General features: G+C 72.8%; 18 protein-coding genes and 1 pseudogene. 13 read left to right on the top strand and 6 right to left on the bottom strand.

The features are described 5' to 3' along the window. Nucleotides 1-74: 74 nt before the first annotated feature. Nucleotides 75-1,253 (bottom strand): acyl-CoA dehydrogenase family protein, encoded by a 1,179-nt coding sequence (locus ACFU3E_RS04720; protein WP_384152008.1) that lies wholly within the window; start codon nt 1,251-1,253, stop codon nt 75-77. Nucleotides 1,254-1,330: 77 nt separating this feature from the next. Then, nucleotides 1,331-1,705 (bottom strand): ferredoxin, encoded by a 375-nt coding sequence (locus ACFU3E_RS04715; protein ID WP_384152006.1) that lies wholly within the window; start codon nt 1,703-1,705, stop codon nt 1,331-1,333. Nucleotides 1,706-1,824: 119 nt separating this feature from the next. On the opposite strand from ACFU3E_RS04715, the gene ACFU3E_RS04710 reads away from it, so the two are divergent. The 7 genes and pseudogenes from ACFU3E_RS04710 to ACFU3E_RS04680 all read left to right on the top strand — a co-directional run bounded on the left by ACFU3E_RS04710 (nt 1,825) and on the right by ACFU3E_RS04680 (nt 7,804). Beyond that, a complete protein-coding gene (locus ACFU3E_RS04710) occupies nt 1,825-2,190 on the top strand; it encodes a DUF6479 family protein (protein WP_384152003.1) in 366 nt (121 codons plus the stop codon). 192 nt (nt 2,191-2,382) lie between these two features. Further along, nucleotides 2,383-2,848, top strand: a pseudogene (locus tag ACFU3E_RS04705) (SigE family RNA polymerase sigma factor); the annotation flags it as partial. Nucleotides 2,849-3,121: 273 nt separating this feature from the next. Beyond that, complete coding sequence (locus ACFU3E_RS04700; RefSeq protein ID WP_384152257.1) at nt 3,122-3,403, top strand: hypothetical protein; 282 nt, start codon at nt 3,122-3,124, stop codon at nt 3,401-3,403. Nucleotides 3,404-3,662: 259 nt separating this feature from the next. Further along, nucleotides 3,663-5,327, top strand: coding sequence for a purine-cytosine permease family protein (locus tag ACFU3E_RS04695; RefSeq protein ID WP_384152000.1), 1,665 nt, complete (start codon nt 3,663-3,665; stop codon nt 5,325-5,327). Between the two features lie 170 nt (nt 5,328-5,497). Then, on the top strand, nt 5,498-5,953 hold the full coding sequence (locus ACFU3E_RS04690; protein WP_384151997.1) for a hypothetical protein: 456 nt from the start codon (nt 5,498-5,500) through the stop codon (nt 5,951-5,953). Nucleotides 5,954-6,079: 126 nt separating this feature from the next. Next, nucleotides 6,080-6,565 carry a cation:proton antiporter regulatory subunit gene (locus ACFU3E_RS04685; RefSeq protein ID WP_384151994.1) on the top strand — a complete coding sequence of 162 codons (486 nt, stop codon included), beginning with the start codon at nt 6,080-6,082 and terminating at the stop codon, nt 6,563-6,565. A gap of 6 nt (nt 6,566-6,571) precedes the next feature. Next, nucleotides 6,572-7,804 carry a cation:proton antiporter gene (locus tag ACFU3E_RS04680; RefSeq protein ID WP_384151991.1) on the top strand — a complete coding sequence of 411 codons (1,233 nt, stop codon included), beginning with the start codon at nt 6,572-6,574 and terminating at the stop codon, nt 7,802-7,804. A 426-nt stretch (nt 7,805-8,230) separates the two neighbouring features. Here ACFU3E_RS04680 and ACFU3E_RS04675 read toward each other — a convergent pair whose 3' ends face one another. From ACFU3E_RS04675 to ACFU3E_RS04665, 3 genes are all read right to left on the bottom strand, one after another. Beyond that, nucleotides 8,231-8,812 carry a hypothetical protein gene (locus ACFU3E_RS04675; protein ID WP_384151988.1) on the bottom strand — a complete coding sequence of 194 codons (582 nt, stop codon included), beginning with the start codon at nt 8,810-8,812 and terminating at the stop codon, nt 8,231-8,233. A 114-nt stretch (nt 8,813-8,926) separates the two neighbouring features. After that, nucleotides 8,927-10,027 carry a winged helix DNA-binding domain-containing protein gene (locus ACFU3E_RS04670; protein WP_384151985.1) on the bottom strand — a complete coding sequence of 367 codons (1,101 nt, stop codon included), beginning with the start codon at nt 10,025-10,027 and terminating at the stop codon, nt 8,927-8,929. Between the two features lie 294 nt (nt 10,028-10,321). Beyond that, a complete protein-coding gene (locus tag ACFU3E_RS04665) occupies nt 10,322-11,416 on the bottom strand; it encodes a glutamate--cysteine ligase (RefSeq protein WP_384151982.1) in 1,095 nt (364 codons plus the stop codon). 377 nt (nt 11,417-11,793) lie between these two features. On the opposite strand from ACFU3E_RS04665, the gene ACFU3E_RS04660 reads away from it, so the two are divergent. From ACFU3E_RS04660 to ACFU3E_RS04640, 5 genes are all read left to right on the top strand, one after another. Continuing rightward, nucleotides 11,794-12,024: a hypothetical protein gene (locus tag ACFU3E_RS04660; RefSeq protein ID WP_384151979.1), complete on the top strand. Its 231-nt coding sequence runs from the start codon at nt 11,794-11,796 to the stop codon at nt 12,022-12,024. Next, a complete protein-coding gene (locus ACFU3E_RS04655; protein WP_384151976.1) occupies nt 12,021-12,395 on the top strand; it encodes a hypothetical protein in 375 nt (124 codons plus the stop codon). Before ACFU3E_RS04660 ends, ACFU3E_RS04655 begins: the two co-directional genes overlap by 4 nt. A 463-nt stretch (nt 12,396-12,858) precedes the next feature. Further along, nucleotides 12,859-13,851, top strand: coding sequence for a dihydroxyacetone kinase subunit DhaK (dhaK, locus tag ACFU3E_RS04650; RefSeq protein WP_384151973.1), 993 nt, complete (start codon nt 12,859-12,861; stop codon nt 13,849-13,851). A gap of 49 nt (nt 13,852-13,900) precedes the next feature. Further along, complete coding sequence (gene dhaL, locus ACFU3E_RS04645; RefSeq protein ID WP_384151970.1) at nt 13,901-14,500, top strand: dihydroxyacetone kinase subunit DhaL; 600 nt, start codon at nt 13,901-13,903, stop codon at nt 14,498-14,500. After that, the gene (locus tag ACFU3E_RS04640) at nt 14,493-14,903 is read left to right on the top strand and encodes a PTS-dependent dihydroxyacetone kinase phosphotransferase subunit DhaM (protein ID WP_384151967.1); all 411 of its coding nucleotides are present in this window, start codon (nt 14,493-14,495) and stop codon (nt 14,901-14,903) included. The genes dhaL and ACFU3E_RS04640 overlap by 8 nt, the downstream gene beginning before the upstream one ends. A 76-nt stretch (nt 14,904-14,979) precedes the next feature. Here the strand turns inward: ACFU3E_RS04640 and ACFU3E_RS04635 are convergent, their stop codons facing one another. Continuing rightward, nucleotides 14,980-15,678 (bottom strand): glycoside hydrolase family 75 protein, encoded by a 699-nt coding sequence (locus ACFU3E_RS04635; protein ID WP_384151964.1) that lies wholly within the window; start codon nt 15,676-15,678, stop codon nt 14,980-14,982. A gap of 399 nt (nt 15,679-16,077) precedes the next feature. Here ACFU3E_RS04635 and ACFU3E_RS04630 point away from each other — a divergent pair, with 399 nt between their 5' ends. Further along, nucleotides 16,078-17,061 (top strand): fibronectin type III domain-containing protein, encoded by a 984-nt coding sequence (locus ACFU3E_RS04630; RefSeq protein ID WP_384151961.1) that lies wholly within the window; start codon nt 16,078-16,080, stop codon nt 17,059-17,061. Nucleotides 17,062-17,181: the final 120 nt, after the last annotated feature.

Raw genomic sequence — 17,181 nt, 5'->3', positions numbered from 1 at the left:
TCCCGCAACCACCAGGCTTCATGTGACTCCGCTGCGTCTGATCCACACCTCCCCACCCCTGTCGTCACAACCCGTCAGCGCCGCACCCTCGGCATCCCCAGTCCGAGCCACGAGATGATCTCCCGCTGGATCTCGTTGTTGCCGCCGCCGAAGGTGAAGATGACCGCCGAGCGGTAGCCGCGCTCCAGTTCGCCGTGCAGGACCGCGCCGGCCGAGCCTTCCTTCAGGGCGCCGGGGGCCGCGACGATCTCCATGAGCCAGGCGTAGGCGTCGCGGCGGGCCTCGGAGCCGTAGACCTTGACGGCGGAGGCGTCCTGCGGGGTGAGGGTGCCGTCCTGGACCGCGCCGACCATCTGCCAGTTGAGCAGCTTGAGGGCGTCCAGCCGGGCGTGGGTGCGGGCCAGGAGGCGCCGTACCCAGGGCAGGTCGGCGACCCGGCGGCCGTCGGCGAGCTTGGTCTCCATCGCCCAGCGCTGCACGTCGTGCAGGGCGCGGATCGCCATGGTGCCGTGGGCGGCCAGGGTCACGCGCTCGTGGTTGAGCTGGTTGGTGATCAGCCGCCAGCCCTGGTTCTCGGCGCCGACCCGGCGGGAGACGGGGACACGGACGTTCTCGTAGTAGCTGGCGGTCGTGTCGTGCGAGGCGAGGGTATTGATCAGGGTGCAGGAGTAGCCGGGGTCGGTGGTCGGCACCAGGAGCATCGTGATGCCCTTGTGCGGCGGGGCGTCCGGGTCGGTGCGGACCGCGAGCCACACCCAGTCGGCCGTGTCGCCGTTGGTCGTCCAGATCTTCTGGCCGTCGACGACGTACTCGTCGCCTTCCCGTACGGCCCGGGTGCGCAGGGACGCGAGGTCGGTGCCCGCGCCCGGCTCGCTGTAGCCGATGGCGAAGTCGGTCTCGCCGGAGAGGATCTTCGGCAGGAAGTACGCCTTCTGCTCGTCGGTGCCGTACTGCATGATCGTCGGGCCGACGGTGTTCAGCGCCATGAGCGGCAGCGGGACGCCGGCCTGGGCGGCCTCGTCGAAGAAGATGAACTGCTCCATGGCCGTCAGGCCGCGCCCGCCGTACTCCTCGGGCCAGCCCACACCGAGCCAGCCGTCCGTGCCGAGCCGCCGGATGGTCTCGCGGTAGAACCGCTTCTGGGCGGCAGGGTCGCCGTGCCGGGCGTACACGTGGTCCGGGACCAGTTCGGCGAAGTAGGACCGCAGTTCGGTGCGCAGCCGCTGCTGCTCGGGCGTGTATTCGAGGTGCACGGCGCCTCCAGGCTCCCCAGACCGGTCCTGTCGGCGCACACCGTAGAACGTGTTTCAGAAATTGGGAATGGCGTGGGTCAGTCCAACGTGCCGAGGAAGTCCGTGCACGCCCGCGCGCATGCGCGGCACGCCGCCGCCGAGTCCTCCGCTCCTGGTTGCCGGTCGAAGACGTGGGCGGCCTCCAGGCACACGGTCCGGCACCACTCGACCTGGACCCTGATGCTGCTCTCGTCCACCTGGTTCTGCTCGGACAGCACACGGCAGGTCGCGTCGCAGACCTCCGCGCACATGATGCCCTTGCGCCGCACGAGTTCCTGGTTCTCGGTGCCGTCGGGATCCACGAGGCTCGCGCGCAGCGCGCACGCCCGCGCGCACTCGGTGCACGCCTGCGCACAAGCGAAGCGGTCCTCCAGGAACCGGAACAGCTCCTGCTGGGATGTCGTCGAAGTCACACCGCGCGGGTAGCCCCGGTCGATGCCGGTCAAACCCGGTGTTCCCAAGGGTTCCGTCCGGTGCGGCGCCCGCCTGTGTCCTGCGGGTTCATGAAGTGGTCCAGGGGTACCCGCGTGCCATGAAGAGCGCATGGACGGAGATGGCCGCGGCCAGCGGCACCGTCGGCATCGGGCTGATCGTGGCGGGTGTGGTGGTCGTTGCCCTGCTGCTGGGGGCCTTCGTCCTCGGCGTGCGCGTCAAGCGCAGGGAACTGCCCACACCGCGCCCGGACGAGCAGCCGAGGCTGCCCGACGGGGGTCCGGTCCGCGAGACGAGTGAGCGCCGGGAGCCCGAGGAGGTCCCCCGGAGCGATGAGCGCCTGACCCCGCACCAGCTGAAGGGCCACGGCACCATGAGCGACCGGACGAGCGCGTCGCAGGAGCGCCCGCGCTGGAACGAGGGCGGCGGCGGTTCGTTCGGCAGCGGCGGTCCGGGCGGCAGCTGACCCCCGGGACCGGCGGCCCGGCGCAGCCGCGAAGTCCTGACAGAAGGGCCCGTGCTGGCGCACGGGCCCTTCTGCATGTCCGGGGCCGGCGCCGCAGGGGTGAGCCGGATCACAGGTTCCGAGTGCATCGTCAAACGGGGGCCGGTGTCTTTTGAGAGGCCTAGGGGGCCACTGAGACGCAGGACGATGAGGATGGAGCAGGTTCGGGCGGACGGCTTCGACGAGTTCGCGGCCGCCCGTTGGTCGGCGCTGCTCCATGTCGCGCGTCTGCTCACGGGGGGTGACCGGCAGCGTGCCGAGGATCTGGTGCAGGAGGCCTTGGTCAAGTTGTGGTTCGCCTGGCCGAAGGTGGCCGAGCAGGCGCCGGAGGCGTACGTCCGCACGGTGCTGGTGCTGCTGGCGGCCCGCTCGGCGCGGCGGCGCTGGTGGGGGGGGAGCGCCCGGTGGAACAGCTGCCCGACCGGGCCGTCCCGGGCGACACGCCGTCCGCCGTCGCGAAGCGTTCACGGCTGGAGGCGGCGCTGGCCCTGCTGTCGCCGAAACAGCGGGCCGCGGTGGTGCTGCGCTCCTGCGAGGACCTGCCCGAGACCAGGTCGCCCAGGCGCTGGGCTGCCCGGTGGGCACCGCCCGGTCCCACGCGTCACGCGGAGTCGCACGTCGGAGCCGGGCTCGTCGCCGACGGCTCGGTCGTCGGCGTGCCGTCCGGCGAGGCCGTCGGGCTGGTCGCGGGCTGCGGCCGGTGATCGGCGGGCTGGGCCCGGGCGAGCATGCTGGGCAGCAGGGCCAGCCCGAGGCTGAGCCCGGCCACCGCCACGGCGGAGCCGCCCGCCTTCCACAGCAATCGCGACCGGCGGCGGGCCCTGATGCCCGCGTGCAGGCTCCGCCAGATCCTGTCCGACGCCGTCAGGCCCGTGACGTGAAAGGAGAACCGATGGACGACTTCGAGCGGGACCTGTCGCGGCTGATGCGCGACACCCGGCAGCACACCCCGTACGAGCCCGCGCACCGGCAACGGCAGCAGCCCGAGACGTCCCCGCCCGCGACCACGACCGGCGGCATCACCCCGTCCGGGACGACGAGCGAGCGGGCCGATCCCACGCCGACGGCCACGGCCCCCGAGAGCCCGGCCGGCTCGACGCCGCCCGCGCCTCCGCCCTCCCCGACCCCGACGACGGCCCCTCCGCCCACGCTGGACTCCGAGGAGTCTCAATGACTGAGTCAAGCCACCTGCATGGTCTATCGCGGAGCGCAGGGCGCATATCTCGCCTGTGGAGCTACCGCCGCCTCGCCGTGGCCGCGCTGGCCTCCGGGTCGTACGCCGGATGCGTGTTGTTCGTGCTGGGGGTGCCGTAAACCGCCGCCGGGCCCGGTGAGATGAAACATCCCCTTCACCCAGGAAGTCCTCAGGGGCAACGACTGCTGCCTACCGTGCCTGCCTTGTCAGTCACCAACCCGCAGCAAGGAGGCGTGGCATGAGCACCGAGCCACGGCTGGCCGAAGTCGCCGAGCCGGAACCCGCACAGCGGGCGGCACCGGGCACGGACCAGGCCGTCAAGGAGACCCTCGAGGACTACACGCTCCGCTTCGCGCCGCGCACGTACCGGCGCTGGACCCCGATGGTGGTGGCGACCACCGCGCTCGGCGGCATCGCCTACATGGCCGACTTCTCCATCGGGGCCGGCATCGGCCTGGCCCACGGCACCGGCAACGCGCTGCTCGCGATCGCCGTCGCCGCCGTCGTCATCTTCGTGACCGGCTTCCCCCTCGCCTACTACGGGGCCCGCTACAACATCGACCTTGACCTGATCACCCGCGGCTCCGGCTTCGGCTACTTCGGTTCGGTCCTCACCAGCGTCATCTTCGCCAGCTTCACCTTCATCTTCTTCGCCCTCGAAGGCTCGATCATGGCCCAGGGCCTGAAACTGGGCCTCGGACTGCCGCTGTGGCTGGGCTACTTGGTCTCCACCCTGATGGTGATCCCCCTGGTGATCTACGGCATGACGGCGCTGAGCAAGCTCCAGGTGTGGACCACCCCGATCTGGCTGCTGCTGATGGTCGGCCCGCTGGTCCACCTGGTCGCCACCGACCCCGGCACCGTCGACCGCTTCCTCGCCTACGCGGGCACCGACGGGGACGGCGGCATCAACACCGCCTCGGTGCTGCTCGGGGCCGGCGTGTGCCTGTCGCTGATCGCGCAGATCGGCGAGCAGATCGACTACCTGCGCTTCATGCCGCCCAAGACCGAGGCGAACAAGCGCACTTGGTGGACGGCTGTGGTGATGGCCGGCCCGGGCTGGGTGGTGCTGGGCGCGCTGAAGCAGGCCATCGGCGTGTTCCTCGCGGTGTACATCATCGCCGAGGTCGGTGCCTCCGCCGCGCCCGAGCCGATCCAGCAGTTCAAGGGCGCCTTCGACGCGATGATGCCGTCCTGGCTCGTCGTCCCGCTGGCCGTGGTGCTGGTCGTGATCAGCCAGATCAAGATCAACGTGACGAACGCGTACTCCGGCTCCCTCGCCTGGACCAACTCCTTCACCCGCGTCACGAGGCGCTACCCGGGCCGGATGGTCTTCGTCCTGGTCAACCTGGGTTTCGCGCTCGTCCTGATGGAGGCCGACATGTTCAGCTTCCTCAACAGCATCCTGGGCTTCTACTCGAACTGCGCGATCGCCTGGGTGGTCACCGTCGCCACCGACATCGGCATCAACAAGTACGTGCTGAGGCTGTCGCCGCACGCCCCCGAGTTCCGGCGCGGCATGCTCTACGCCGTCAACCCGGTCGGCGTGGTGTCCTTCGTCGCCGCCTCCGCGCTGTCCATCGCGATGTACTTCCGCGCCCTCGGCGACACGCTCCAGCCGTACTCCCCCGTCGCCGCGGCCCTCATCGCCTTCGTCCTCACACCGCTGATGGCCGTGGTCACCCAGGGCAGGTACTACCTGCGCCGCACCGACGACGGCATCGCCGAGCCGCTCCTGGACGAGGACGGCAACCCCAGCGCCGTCGCCTACGAGTGCCATGTGTGCCGGCAGCAGTTCGAGCGGCCGGACGTGGCGGCCTGCCGCACGCACGACGCGGTCGTCTGCTCACTGTGCCTGAGCACCGACCAGGTCGGCGACCACGTCCTGCCGGCCGCGGTCTGACCTGTACGGCGGGAGCGCGGTCGGGCGCTCCCGCCGTACGGCACGTTACGGCCCGGTCTCGGACGCGCTGTGCGGGACCGGTCGGAGCGGCGGCTCAGGGGCCCGGGCGGCATACTGATCTTGCGCTGAGCAAGTGATCGGGCCGACGGTCGGAGAGGGGATGACGGGACGTGACCACCGATGAGCCGGAGGGGCGGGGAACTCCCCACGAACCGCGCGGCGTTTCCCCGGTCCCCGACGACGTGTGGCTGCGGTTCCTCATGGACAGCGAGTCCGCCATACGTGTCTCCGCTCCCAGGGAACCCTCCGCGAAGGAGCGGGCGGCCGGGCGGCAGCTCCAACCCCCGCACGCCGTCGGCGACCTGTGGCAACCGGAGGAACTGTGGGTCCGCGTGGCGTGGCGGGACCTGGACCGCCGGGCCAAGGTCCGGCGCGCGGGACGATTCCTCGCCACCGCGGCCTCCGTCGCCCTGGCCCTGGGGGCCTGGTCGCAGCTGTCCACCGGCGCGGGCACGGGCCACCGGCCCGGCGACAGCACCGTGCGGCAGGTCGAGGGGGCGACCGCGCGGCTGCCCACGACCACACCCGTCCCGTCCGTATCCCCCTTCCCGCAGCCGTCCCGGTAGGCCCACGCAGGACGGGTACAGTTCCGCCCCGCCGCCTAGGATGAGCCACACAGGCCGGATCTGGGCGCTCGTCCGGGCGCGGCCCCCGCAGGCAGGAACGCGCAGACAGACCGAAGGGGGACGGAGATGAGCGCGCCACGCCTCAGCAGCACCCCGTTGCCGGGCATAGGCGTCCGCTACGACCTGACGACACGGGACAGCCGGCGCCTCTCGGTGGTCGCGCACCGCGACGGGCACCGGACGGTCAGCGCCTACCGCAAGGACGACCCGGACGCCTGCGACCTCTCGGTGCGACTGACGTCGGAGGAGGCGGCCACGCTCATCGACGCCCTGATGCCCGCGCACCACACGCCGAACCTGCTGTCCACCACCGACCTGGGGCTCGTCGCCGAGCGGATCGAACTGCCCGGCTCCTCGCACTGGAACGGGCGGCTGCTGGGCGAGTCCCGGATCCGTACGGACACCGGCGCGTCCGTGGTGGCGGTGCTGCGCCGGGCCGAGGCGATCCCCTCCCCCACCCCGGACTTCCGGCTGGCCGGTGGCGACACCCTCATCGTCATCGGGACCCGCGAGGGCGTGGAGGCGGCCGCCACGATACTCGGGCGGGAGTGAGCCGCCATGCACTCCTCCGCGGTCTTCCTGATCGAGTTCGGCTGTCTCATCCTGGGGCTCGGGCTGCTCGGCCGCTTCGCCGGGCGCTTCCGGTTCTCGCCGATCCCCCTCTATCTGCTGGCCGGGCTCGCCTTCGGGGAGGGCGGGCTGCTGCCGCTGGGCGCCAGCGAGGACTTCGTCGCCGTCGGCGCCGAGATCGGTGTCATCCTGCTGCTGCTCATGCTGGGCCTGGAGTACACGGCCACCGACCTCGTCTCCCACCTCAGGACCCACTACCCCGCCGGGCTCCTCGACGCCGTCCTCAACGCCCTGCCGGGTGCGGTCCTGGCCCTGCTGCTCGGCTGGGGCCCGGTCGCCGCCGTCGTCCTGGCCGGCGTCACCTGGGTCTCCTCCTCCGGCGTCATCGCCAAGATCCTCGGCGACCTGGGGCGGCTGGGCAACCGCGAGACCCCGGCCATTCTGAGCATCCTGGTCCTGGAGGACCTCTCCATGGCGGTGTACCTGCCCATCGTCACGGCCCTGCTGGCCGGGGTGGGCCTGGCCGCGGGCGGCGTCACCCTGGCGATCGCCGTGGGTGTGCTGGTCCTGGTGCTGGTCCTCGCGGTGCGCTTCGGCCGCCACGTCTCCCGCTTCGTCTCCAGCGACGACCCCGAGAAGCTGCTGCTGGTCGTTCTCGGTGTGACGCTCGTGGTCGCCGGGCTCGCCCAGCAGTTGCAGGTGTCGGCCGCGGTGGGCGCGTTCCTGGTCGGCATCGCGCTGTCGGGTGAGGTCGCCGAGGGCGCGACGAGTCTGCTCGCGCCGCTGCGGGACCTGTTCGCCGCGGTGTTCTTCGTCTTCTTCGGCCTGCACACCGACCCGGCCAGCATTCCGCCCGTGCTGCTGCCCGCCCTCGCCCTGGCCGCCGTCACCGCCGCCACGAAGATCGCCACGGGCTACTGGGCGGCGCGCCGCGCCGGAGTCGGGCCCAGGGGCCGCTGGCGCGCCGGCGGCACGCTCGTGGCCCGCGGCGAGTTCTCCATCGTCATCGCGGGGCTCGCCGTCACCTCCGGCATCGAGCCCTCCCTCGGTCCCCTGGCCACGGCGTACGTCCTCATCCTGGTCCTCCTCGGCCCCCTGACCGCCCGGTGGACGGAGCCGCTGGCGACGCGCCTGACCGGACGCTCCCCCCGGCGGACGGCGCCGACCCCTCCGGGCGCACACGAGGCACTCGACGACCAGGACACAGTCGGCCGCAGCTGACCGTGCCGCCGGTTCGGGGTTCGAGTCCCGAACCGCCCAGGTGGCCGGGGCCGCCGGCGAGCACGACGGCATCCAGGGGCGTGGAGCATCCGGTGAACACGCCGCATCGAGCCGCCCCTGCTGCCGGCGAACACGCGGCACCAGGCAGCCACGGGCCCGAGGGCGTCCCGACCGCGGCCGGGCGGCCGGTGAGCACACCCGCACCCCGCCATCCCCGCGCCCAACCAGCACGCACCACCACCCCCCGGACAGCCGGGGGCCCGACGACATCCAGCGCGGTCGGGCAGCAGCGAGCATGCCCGCGCCCGCGACCCCCGGCGGCCGGCAGGTGCGTCGGGATGCCGCCGAGGGCGGCCGGTGCGTGCGCCGGTGGAGCGGCCGCCGTACCGCCATGGTCCAGGGCTGTCCGCGGTCCCCAGAAGCCCCCTAACCCGTCTTCCAGCCCCTCCGTGTGTCCATCCGCTCCCACTCCGCGTCCCACTGGGCCATGCGCCGCCGGTCGAAGGCCAGGCGGCTCAGGCACGTGGCTCCCAGGACCGCACCGCCCGCGAAGAACCCTGTGAGCGCGCCGCCCATGGCGGTGTGCAGCCACGCCTCACCGCTGGACACCGGTGGGCTCGTGATGTCACCGCTCCGGTTCACCCACAGGGAGATCGTGCTCCCGGCGGGAGCCCTGGGCGCCACCCGGGCCTCCTCACGATGGGTCGAGCCGTCGGGCGCGGTCCACTGCACCTTGCCCCACACCCGGTGGTCGCTCGCCACGCGGGCCGGTGACGGGCCGGGCGCGTCCTCGACGACCACCGCCTGGACCTGGCGGCTCTCGGCCCGTTGCCGTTCGACGGCCCGCTCGACGGTGCCCGCCGCCATCAGCCCGGCGACCAGCCCGGCCAGCAGGGCGAGCACCCAGCCGGCGAGCACGACCCAGGCCTCGACGACGTCGACGCGGCGCTTGAGCGCGTTGCGTCGCCACCGCCACCATCGCACGGTCACCCGCTCCGACGCTGTCATGGGCCGACACCCCCTCATGAGCACCGGCAGCACCCCTTCCAGTGTGCGCCTGTCAGCCGCGTACGCTCGCCGATCAATGCCGGGCAGCTCATCTCGAGGGCGCGCAGGTGTGGTTCAGACGGGCGAGGCCGCGATCCGTACCCGGTCGCTCTCGCCGCCGGAGAGGAAGGAGGCCATCGCCCTCCCTTCCTCGGCGACGGTGGTGCGGTCGGCCCGGGAGAAGCGGCGCAGCGGGGTGACGAGCACCGTGTCCGCCTCGACGGTCCAGGTCGCGGCGACCCTGCCGTCGACCAGGACGACACGTTCACCGGCGACGGACAGGTGGCGGTGCGCGTCGTCGATGATCCGGGTGCGGTCGTGGTAGCCGAGGATCGCGTTGTCGAACGCCGGCAGGAACCGCACGGGCGCCGGGGTGTCGGGGTCGGGGCGGGGCGCGTCGGGCAGGTCGAGGAGTTCGCGGCCGCGTTCGTCGCGGAAGGCGACCAGTTCCTCGCGCAGGGCGGAGACCGCGGCGGGCAGTCCGGTGAGACCGCACCAGGCGCGCAGGTCGGCCGAGGCGGCGGGGCCGAAGGCCGTCAGATAGCGCCGTACCAACGCCTGGCCCACGGGGTCGGAGCCGTCCAGGGCGGGCGGGTCGATCTCGCGTCCCAGCCAGGAGGAGATCAGCGCGTAGCGCACTCCCGCCTTCGTGCGCCACAGCCCGCGCGGCGGCAGTTGGACCGTCGGAAGGAGGGCGGCGACCAGCATCTCACCCAGGGGCCGGGGCCCCGCCGCGGGCCAGCGGTCGGCGACGGCTCGCGCGAGTTCGGGCATGGAGCGGGGTTCGCCGTCCGCCATGACCTTCCGGCCCGCCGCCGCGAGTTCACCGGCGTCGACTCCGTCGAGCTCGTGCCGGTAGACCCCGAGGATCCGCTGGCGCAGCATGCCGTCGTGGCGGGCGCGCCAGGCCACGGCGTCGTCGGCGGTGACGAGATGGACGGTGCGGCGCATGAGGTGGGTGCGCACGACACGCCGCCCGGTCAGCAGGTCCGACAGCTCCGCCGGGTCGAACGCCCGCAGTCGCGACCAGAGCCCCGGGAACGGCTCCTGCGGTTCCTGCGCCTGGAGACCGCACAGGTGCGCGACGGCGTCGAGGACCGGCAGGTCGGCGCGTTCGAGGAGCAACTGCCGGGCGAGGGTGGCGCGGTTGAGCGCCCGGGCGTCGAGAACGGTCATCGGTGCACCTAGGCCTTCGCGTCGTGTGCCGACCTGTGGTCCAGGTGTCCGGGCGGCTTGCGCGCTCACGGTCGCACGGGTTGCGGTCAGATCGTGACCGCGTTCCACACGTGGCCTGCTGGACGGAGTCCTGCGGGCCCTCGCCGAGGTCGATCCGGACATGGCGGTGGACATCGAGCACGAGGCCGCCCTGCCGCCCGTAGGCCGGTTGCAGGGACGCGGAGATCGTCGCCCTGCCGTCGCCGCACGCCCGCGGGGGCGAGAGGCCGCGGCCTGGGGAGCGGTTCCACGGCGTCATGGCATCGTGCTCTGGGCGCTGATCAGCTCGGTGACCGCGCGAAGACCGCCGTGGGCGAGGGCGGCACGCTGCCGGTCCGCGCCGGTCCCGTCCTGCAGCAGCCGGTGGACCAGGGACGTGACCTGCCGCGAGTCGCCGGATGCGTCGAGGGCGGGAGCGACGTGCCGCAGGAACTCGTAGAGCACGTCGCCGGCTCGGTGCGGTGTGCCGCCCGGGTCGATCAGGGTGTCGCCGAGCCCGTGCCGGGCGGCGTGCCACATGGCGGCCTGCAGCAGCTCCGGAGCGCGGTCGGGCAGGGGCGCGTCGGCGACCGCTTCCGCGAGGGCGGTCTCCACGAGGGCCCGGACGATCGCGGCGAGCATGACCGCCTCGTCCGCGCGCAGCTGGACGTCCGGGCACCGCACCTCGATCGTCGGGTAGGTGGCCGAGAGACGGGCCTGCCAGTAGAGCTGGCCGGTGTCCGAGATCAGCCCCGACTCCAGCAGCCGTTCCACGCGCCGGTTGTAGTCCGCGGCGTCGTGGAAGTGCGGGGGCATGCCGCTGACCGGCCACCGGCTGAAGATCACCGTGCGCCAGCTCGCGAAGCCCGTGTCGTGGCCGTCCCAGAGCGGGGAGTTCGCCGCCATGGCCGTCAGCGTCGGCAGCCGGGACCGGATCCGGTTCAGCACCTGCACGCCCGCTTCCCGGTCGGGCACGGCGACGTGCACATGCGTGCCGTTGACCAGTTGCTCCGCCACCAGCTGCGGGGCCTGGGTGACCATGGCCCGGTAGCGGGCCTGGTCGGTGACGGCGATGGGGCGGCCGTGACGCAGCGGTGGTGTCCCGCAGACACCGATCCGGCAGCCGTACTCCTCCGCGGCCACGCCGACGGCGTGCCGCAGACGCAGCAGGTGGCCTCCGACCTCTTCCAGGGTGTCGCAGACCGGGGTGGCCACCTCGACCTGTGCCTGGAGCAGCTCGTACTGCACCTCCTGGTCGGTCACGAGGTGCCCGACGCCCGCCGCGGCGCGCACTTTGTCCGCCTGAGGTACCGGCAGGCCCGTCACCGGGTCGAGCAGCAGGTACTCCTCTTCCACGCCGATCGTCGTCATCGACCACCCTCTGTTCCGCCCGGCGGCCGGGCCGGATTCCGGCGCGCGGCAGGCGCACCTCACGCAGCGATGGTCACCTCTCACGGGGCACGCTCGTGGCTTACCGAGTGCCGCGCTCGCGACGGAACAAAACGCGACCCAGGCACAGAAACCGCTTACGCCGGAAATGGCACCTCACGCGGCGCCCCTGCCGGAGCACTCGCGCACCGGCGGCTGCGGACCCACGGCCTCCTCGTCCCCATGGCGGTCGCCGTGATCCTGCGCAAGCGGCACTGAGCCCGCCGTTCGGTCGACCGGATCGTTCCGCCATTCGACTCAGGGCCACTCAACGGCAGACAAAGGCGACGAACAGAACGGAATAGGTTCCTTCGAGGCGGATGACCGTCCCTGCACCGTTGCTGCCGACCGAGGAACTGATGGCGACACACACCGGCCTGTCGAGCCTGCCCTTCCTCCACCACGTGTGGCGGACCGCCCAGAAGGGCGAAAGGGCCGAGGGCGACGCCCCCTGGGACATCGGCCGCTCCCAGGAATGGGACCCACCCTGCCCGCCGTCCCGCCGCACCTTCCTCACCCTGCCCACACGGCGCAAGGGCGAGCGACGGTGAGACGGGGCAGGCGCGAGCCACCGGCCGGCGAGCCGCGCAACGCCCTGGCCGACGAGACCGAGGGCTACCTTCTCGCCCACGCCCACCGCCACCAGGCGCAGCACGAGGCCGAGGATCTCTGCGCGCGGATGCCGTGGCTGACCACGGCCCAGGCCGAGGAACTCACCGGCCACTACGTCCGCCGGCGGCTCGACGTCACCCGTCAGCTGATACTCGGCACCGTGCGACGAGCCGGCGAGCTGCGGCTGGAGTACGAGGGCCGCTACGCCGAGCTGCGGAGCACCCTGCTACGACGCCACGCGGCCGGTGCCTGCGCGGTCCTGGCCTGTGCCGCCGGGGTGGGCGCGCTGGCCGGTGTGCTCGCCCGCTGACAGCCCGGCTCAGCGGCCTCAGCCGTCCTCGCGGGGCAGCGGCACGGCATCGGCACGGCGCCCCGAGCGGCTGCGTGACGTTCACTTGCCACAGTGCGCGCCTGGTCATGTTTGTCGCCGCCCGGCGGCCCCCGGCGGCCGAAGGGCGGCTCGAAGCAGCCGGTCCCGGGGGACGGGCCGTCGGCCCGCACGCCGAAGGCCGAATTCCGCAGGAACGCCGTGAGGCGGGCGTCGCCGTGGACGCGCAGGGCCATCCGTGACTGTTGCGGAGGGCGGGAACATCGTCGCCGGGGACAGGTCGGCCTGACGGCCCGTCATCAGGACGGCGCCAAGGCGGCACCACTGCCGCCACACCCCGCCGCCGGTCGCCGGGGACCGCCAAGGTCGACAACTGGCCTGGCACTTCCCGGACTGCGAAAATGAAGGCCAGAGGCACAATGACCAGTCTCACCTGGAGGTACCCGTGAAGATGCTGATCAACGTCCCGGAGACCGTGGTAGCGGACGCGCTGCGTGGTCTGGCGGCTGCCCACCCGGAGCTGACCGTGGACGTGGAGAACCGGGTGATCGTGCGGCGGGACTCTCCCGTCGCCGGACAGGTGGGGCTGGTCTCGGGCGGAGGCTCGGGGCACGAGCCGTTGCACGGCGGTTTCGTGGGTCCCGGCATGCTGTCGGCGGCCTGCCCGGGCGAGGTCTTCACCTCGCCCGTGCCCGACCAGATGCTGCGCGCGGCCGCCGCCGTGGACAGCGGCGCCGGTGTGCTGTTCATCGTGAAGAACTACACCGGTGACGTGCTCAACTTCGACATGGCCGCCGAGATGGCCGAGGACGAGGGCATCCAGGTCGCGAAGGTACTGGTCAACGATGACGTGGCGGTGACCGACAGCCTGTACACGGCGGGGCGGCGCGGTACGGGAGCGACCCTGTTCGTGGAGAAGATCGCGGGCGCCGCCGCCGCCGAGGGCATGCCTCTGGAGCGGGTCCAGGCCATCGCCCGGCAGGTGAACGAGAACTCCCGCAGTTTCGGAATCGCGCTGAGCGCCTGCAGCACGCCGGCCAAGGGCAGCCCCACCTTCGATCTGCCGCCCGGCGAGCTGGAGTTGGGCATCGGCATCCACGGCGAGCCCGGCCGGGAGCGGCGCGCCATGATGACCTCCGGCGAGATCGCCGAGGCCGCCGTCGAGGCGGTGGTGGAGGACCTCCAGCCCCGCAATCCGGTACTGGTCCTGGTCAACGGCATGGGCGCGACGCCCCTGCTCGAGCTGTACGGCTTCAACGCCGAGGTGCACCGGGTGCTCGCCCAGCGCGGCGTCCCCGTGGCCCGCGTCCTCGTGGGCAACTACGTCACCTCCCTGGACATGGCGGGCGCCTCGCTCACCCTGTGCCAGGTCGACGAGGAACTGCTGCGGCTGTACGACGCGCCGGTGAAGACCCCGGGGCTGCGCTGGGGCGTGTGACACACAGGGGGTAGAGGATCACCACGTACACACCAGGCAAGGAGATCCAGTGCTCGACGCCGATTTCTTCCGCCGTTGGATGACGGCGACCACAGCGTCCGTCGACCGCGAGGCGGAACGGCTCACCGCCCTCGATTCCCCCATCGGGGACGCCGATCACGGCAGCAACCTCCAGCGCGGGTTCACAGCCGTCGCGGCCGCCCTGGAGAAAGAGGCCCCGGGCACGCCCGGCGGGGTCCTGACGCTGGCCGGACGCCAGCTGATCTCGACGGTCGGCGGCGCCTCGGGTCCCCTGTACGGGACGCTGCTGCGCCGTACCGGCAAGACGCTCGGCGATGCCGGCGAGGTCAGTGCGGAGCAGCTGACCGAGGCGCTGCGGACCGGGGTGGACGCGGTCATGACGCTCGGCGGCGCCGCCCCGGGCGACGCGACCATGATCGACGCGCTGGTGCCCGCCGTGGACGCGCTCGGTGACTCGTTCGCGGCGGCCCGGACCGCCGCCGAGGAGGGCGCCGTGGCGACGACGCCCATGCAGGCGCGCAAGGGCCGGGCGAGCTACGTGGGCGAGCGCAGCATCGGGCACCAGGACCCGGGGGCCACGTCGTCGGCTTTGCTGATCGCCGCACTCGCGGAGGCCGCCGGTGAGTGACGATCAACTGGTGGGAGTCGTGCTGGTGTCGCACAGCGCGGCGGTGGCCGCGTCGGTCGCCGAGCTGGCGAAGGGGCTCGCGGGCGGCGGCCCGGCGGTTCCCGTCGCTCCGGCGGGCGGTACCGAAGACGGCGGGCTCGGTACGAGTTCCGAGCTGATCGCCGCGGCGGCCGCGTCCGTCGACCGCGGGGCGGGAGTGGCCGTCCTGACCGACCTGGGCAGCGCGGTGCTCACGGTGAAGGCACTGCTCGCGGAGGGCGACGAACTCCCGGAACGGACCCGCCTGGTGGACGCCCCCTTCGTGGAGGGAGCCGTGGCCGCGGTCGTCACGGCGTCCACCGGGGCGGACCTGGCAGCGGTGGAGGCGGCCGCCGCGGAGGCGTACACCTACCGGAAGGTGTGAGCGACGGATGCGGCCGGGCCCGCCCGACCGGCGGTCGGCCCGGCCGCATACGCGCCCGTGACACGCCGTCAGCCGCTCAGCCGTCCTCTGCCCGGACCCCGTCGACGAAGCGCCTCGCCACCCGCTCGCCCTCCGCCACGGCGGCCGCGGGGTCCTCGATGGGCGACACCTTGGTGTTCTTGAAGACGATGTAGGTGACGCCGGAGGGTGCGCCGCCACCGTGCGGGTCGGGGCGGATACCGAGGGCCTTGGCGGTCGCGTAGGACGCCTCTCCGATGATGCCCTGCGGGCCCGTGTCGCCGACTACGGCGTACTGCACCCGGTCGCGGTACACGACGGCCACCACCGAGCCGCCGCCGATGCCGTGGTCCCGGTAGTCCCAGAGGCCGCTCGGCGCGGGTACGACGATGAAGGGCAGGCGTTCGGCGCTCAACGGGCGGCCGTCGGACTGGGCGTAGGCCGTGCTCGCGGCGAAGTACGGGTCGGTGCGGCGGTTGCAGCGGGGTCCGGGGCGGCCGTCGCAGTCGATGTCCATGTCGGCCTTCCAGAACACGGCGTCGCGGGTGCCACAGACCGGGATGTTCGCGGGTGCGCCGTTGTCGCTGCGGTAACGGCCGCGGGAGACGGGAGCGCAGTCCTGCACCTTGGCGAGCAGGTCTGCGGCGCTCACGGTGCTCTCCCGCCACACCGCAGGGTGGGGTGAGGCGGCGGGGGGTGTCGTGGGGGCGAGCAGGGCGGCGCCGGCCGCGGCGAGAGTGAGCGACTGGACACGCACGATACGGAAGCCTCTCGTGGGGGACCTGACGGGCACTCAGCCCAATCTGGGCCCGGGGCGATCACCCGGCCACTGCTGGGGGGCCGGACGGTGCATGTCCCCCACCTCCGACAGGCGCCGGGGGCCTGAGTCCGCGGAGGACTCCGGCCGCCCGGCCACCCGCGCCGGCGCGGGATCTGCGACGACAGCGGTCCGCGCGACAGGCCCGAACTCCCGCGTGTCCGACAGGAATTCGGCCGTGAGGACCTTCAGCATACGTAACTCTCCCGGGTGGTCACGCACGACGGGAGGCGACGCCCTCCATGGGCGGCCCCCCGCACCCGCCCTCTTGATGCGATCACGTCAGCTAGGTCATATTGGTCCGGACCATTGTCGAGTGCCGTTCCGGGAGGCAGTGTCGTGCGAGGCTCTTCCCCCGTCCGCTCCCTGCGCCGCGTCGTGCTCTGCGCGGCTCTCGCGCTGGTCGCCTCCTGCGGCCGGGCCGGCGCGAGCGGAGAGGACGGAGGCTCTCCGCCCGGCGCCCCCAGGGGCGTCACCGCGACGGCGGGCACGGCGACGAGCGTGCACGTCATGTGGAACACAACCGCCCGGGCCGATGTCTACGAGGTGTATCGCGGCACCACGAAGGTCAAGGAGGTGCCGGGTTCGCAGCACATGGTGGACGTCACCAGGCTGCGGCCCTCCACGCTGTACGTCTTCACCGTACGGGCCCGGGACGCCGAGGGACGGCTCGGGCAGCGCAGCCGGGAGGTCCGGGCCAGGACACCCGCGGCCGAAGCCGGCGACCGTTCCGCGCCGACCCGCCCGGCGGCGCCCAGCGGGCGGGCGGCCGGAAGCCGGGCCGTCCAGTTGTCCTGGTCCGGCTCCACGGACGACCGGGGTGTGGTGTCGTACGACATCCACCAGGGGGACGTGAAGATCCACAGCGTGGGCGGATCCCAGACATCCGCCGTACTCACCGGGCTGCGGCCCGGCACGGCCTACGCGTTCACCGTCCGGGCCCGGGACGCGGCGGGCAACCTCTCCCCCGCCGGTCCCGCCGTGCGCCTCACCACCCCGGGTGCGGACGACGGCCGCGCCACGGCCCCCACGGGCTTCCGGGCGACGGACCACCGCGAGGAGGGGGCGTACCACGTCGACCTGATCTGGGTGCCGCCCCGCGTGGACGGTGAGGTCACCGAGTACCAGATCCATCTGGACGGCCGGCCCGCCACGTCCCTGGTCTACGGCGGCAGCGCCCCGCGCGACCGGGCCACGTACAGCTTCTACGTGGGACGGAAAGCCGGTGTCACCCACCGGGTCCGCGTCCGGGCGATGCTGCCGGACGGCACCTGGGGAGGCTTCTCGCCGGAGCAGGCGGTGACGACGGGTGCGGGGCGCTGACGCATCCCTCGGCAGCGGCCGGGCCAGCAACCCGTCACCTGCATGGGGGCTCCCGGCGTGCGGCCGGGGCCGGGGGCGCCTTGGCTGACCCTGAGGCAGCACGGACGTTCCCCGACCCTC

This window comes from Streptomyces sp. NPDC057424 (genome assembly GCF_042803315.1).
Taxonomy (GTDB): domain Bacteria; phylum Actinomycetota; class Actinomycetes; order Streptomycetales; family Streptomycetaceae; genus Streptomyces.
The sequence above is the reverse complement of the archived record's forward strand: the minus strand, read 5'-3'. Positions and strand labels throughout refer to the sequence as shown.

Excerpts from the sequence above, each read along its gene's own strand:
- ACFU3E_RS04710 (WP_384152003.1), top strand. The coding sequence starts at position 1,825 with ATGAAGAGCGCATGGACGGAGATGGCCGCGGCCAGCGGCACCGTCGGC.
- ACFU3E_RS04700 (WP_384152257.1), top strand. The coding sequence starts at position 3,122 with ATGGACGACTTCGAGCGGGACCTGTCGCGGCTGATGCGCGACACCCGG.
- ACFU3E_RS04695 (WP_384152000.1), top strand. The coding sequence starts at position 3,663 with ATGAGCACCGAGCCACGGCTGGCCGAAGTCGCCGAGCCGGAACCCGCA.
- ACFU3E_RS04685 (WP_384151994.1), top strand. The coding sequence starts at position 6,080 with ATGAGCGCGCCACGCCTCAGCAGCACCCCGTTGCCGGGCATAGGCGTC.
- ACFU3E_RS04680 (WP_384151991.1), top strand. The coding sequence starts at position 6,572 with ATGCACTCCTCCGCGGTCTTCCTGATCGAGTTCGGCTGTCTCATCCTG.
- ACFU3E_RS04675 (WP_384151988.1), bottom strand. The coding sequence starts at position 8,812 with ATGACAGCGTCGGAGCGGGTGACCGTGCGATGGTGGCGGTGGCGACGC.
- ACFU3E_RS04670 (WP_384151985.1), bottom strand. The coding sequence starts at position 10,027 with ATGACCGTTCTCGACGCCCGGGCGCTCAACCGCGCCACCCTCGCCCGG.
- ACFU3E_RS04665 (WP_384151982.1), bottom strand. The coding sequence starts at position 11,416 with ATGACGACGATCGGCGTGGAAGAGGAGTACCTGCTGCTCGACCCGGTG.
- ACFU3E_RS04660 (WP_384151979.1), top strand. The coding sequence starts at position 11,794 with ATGACCGTCCCTGCACCGTTGCTGCCGACCGAGGAACTGATGGCGACA.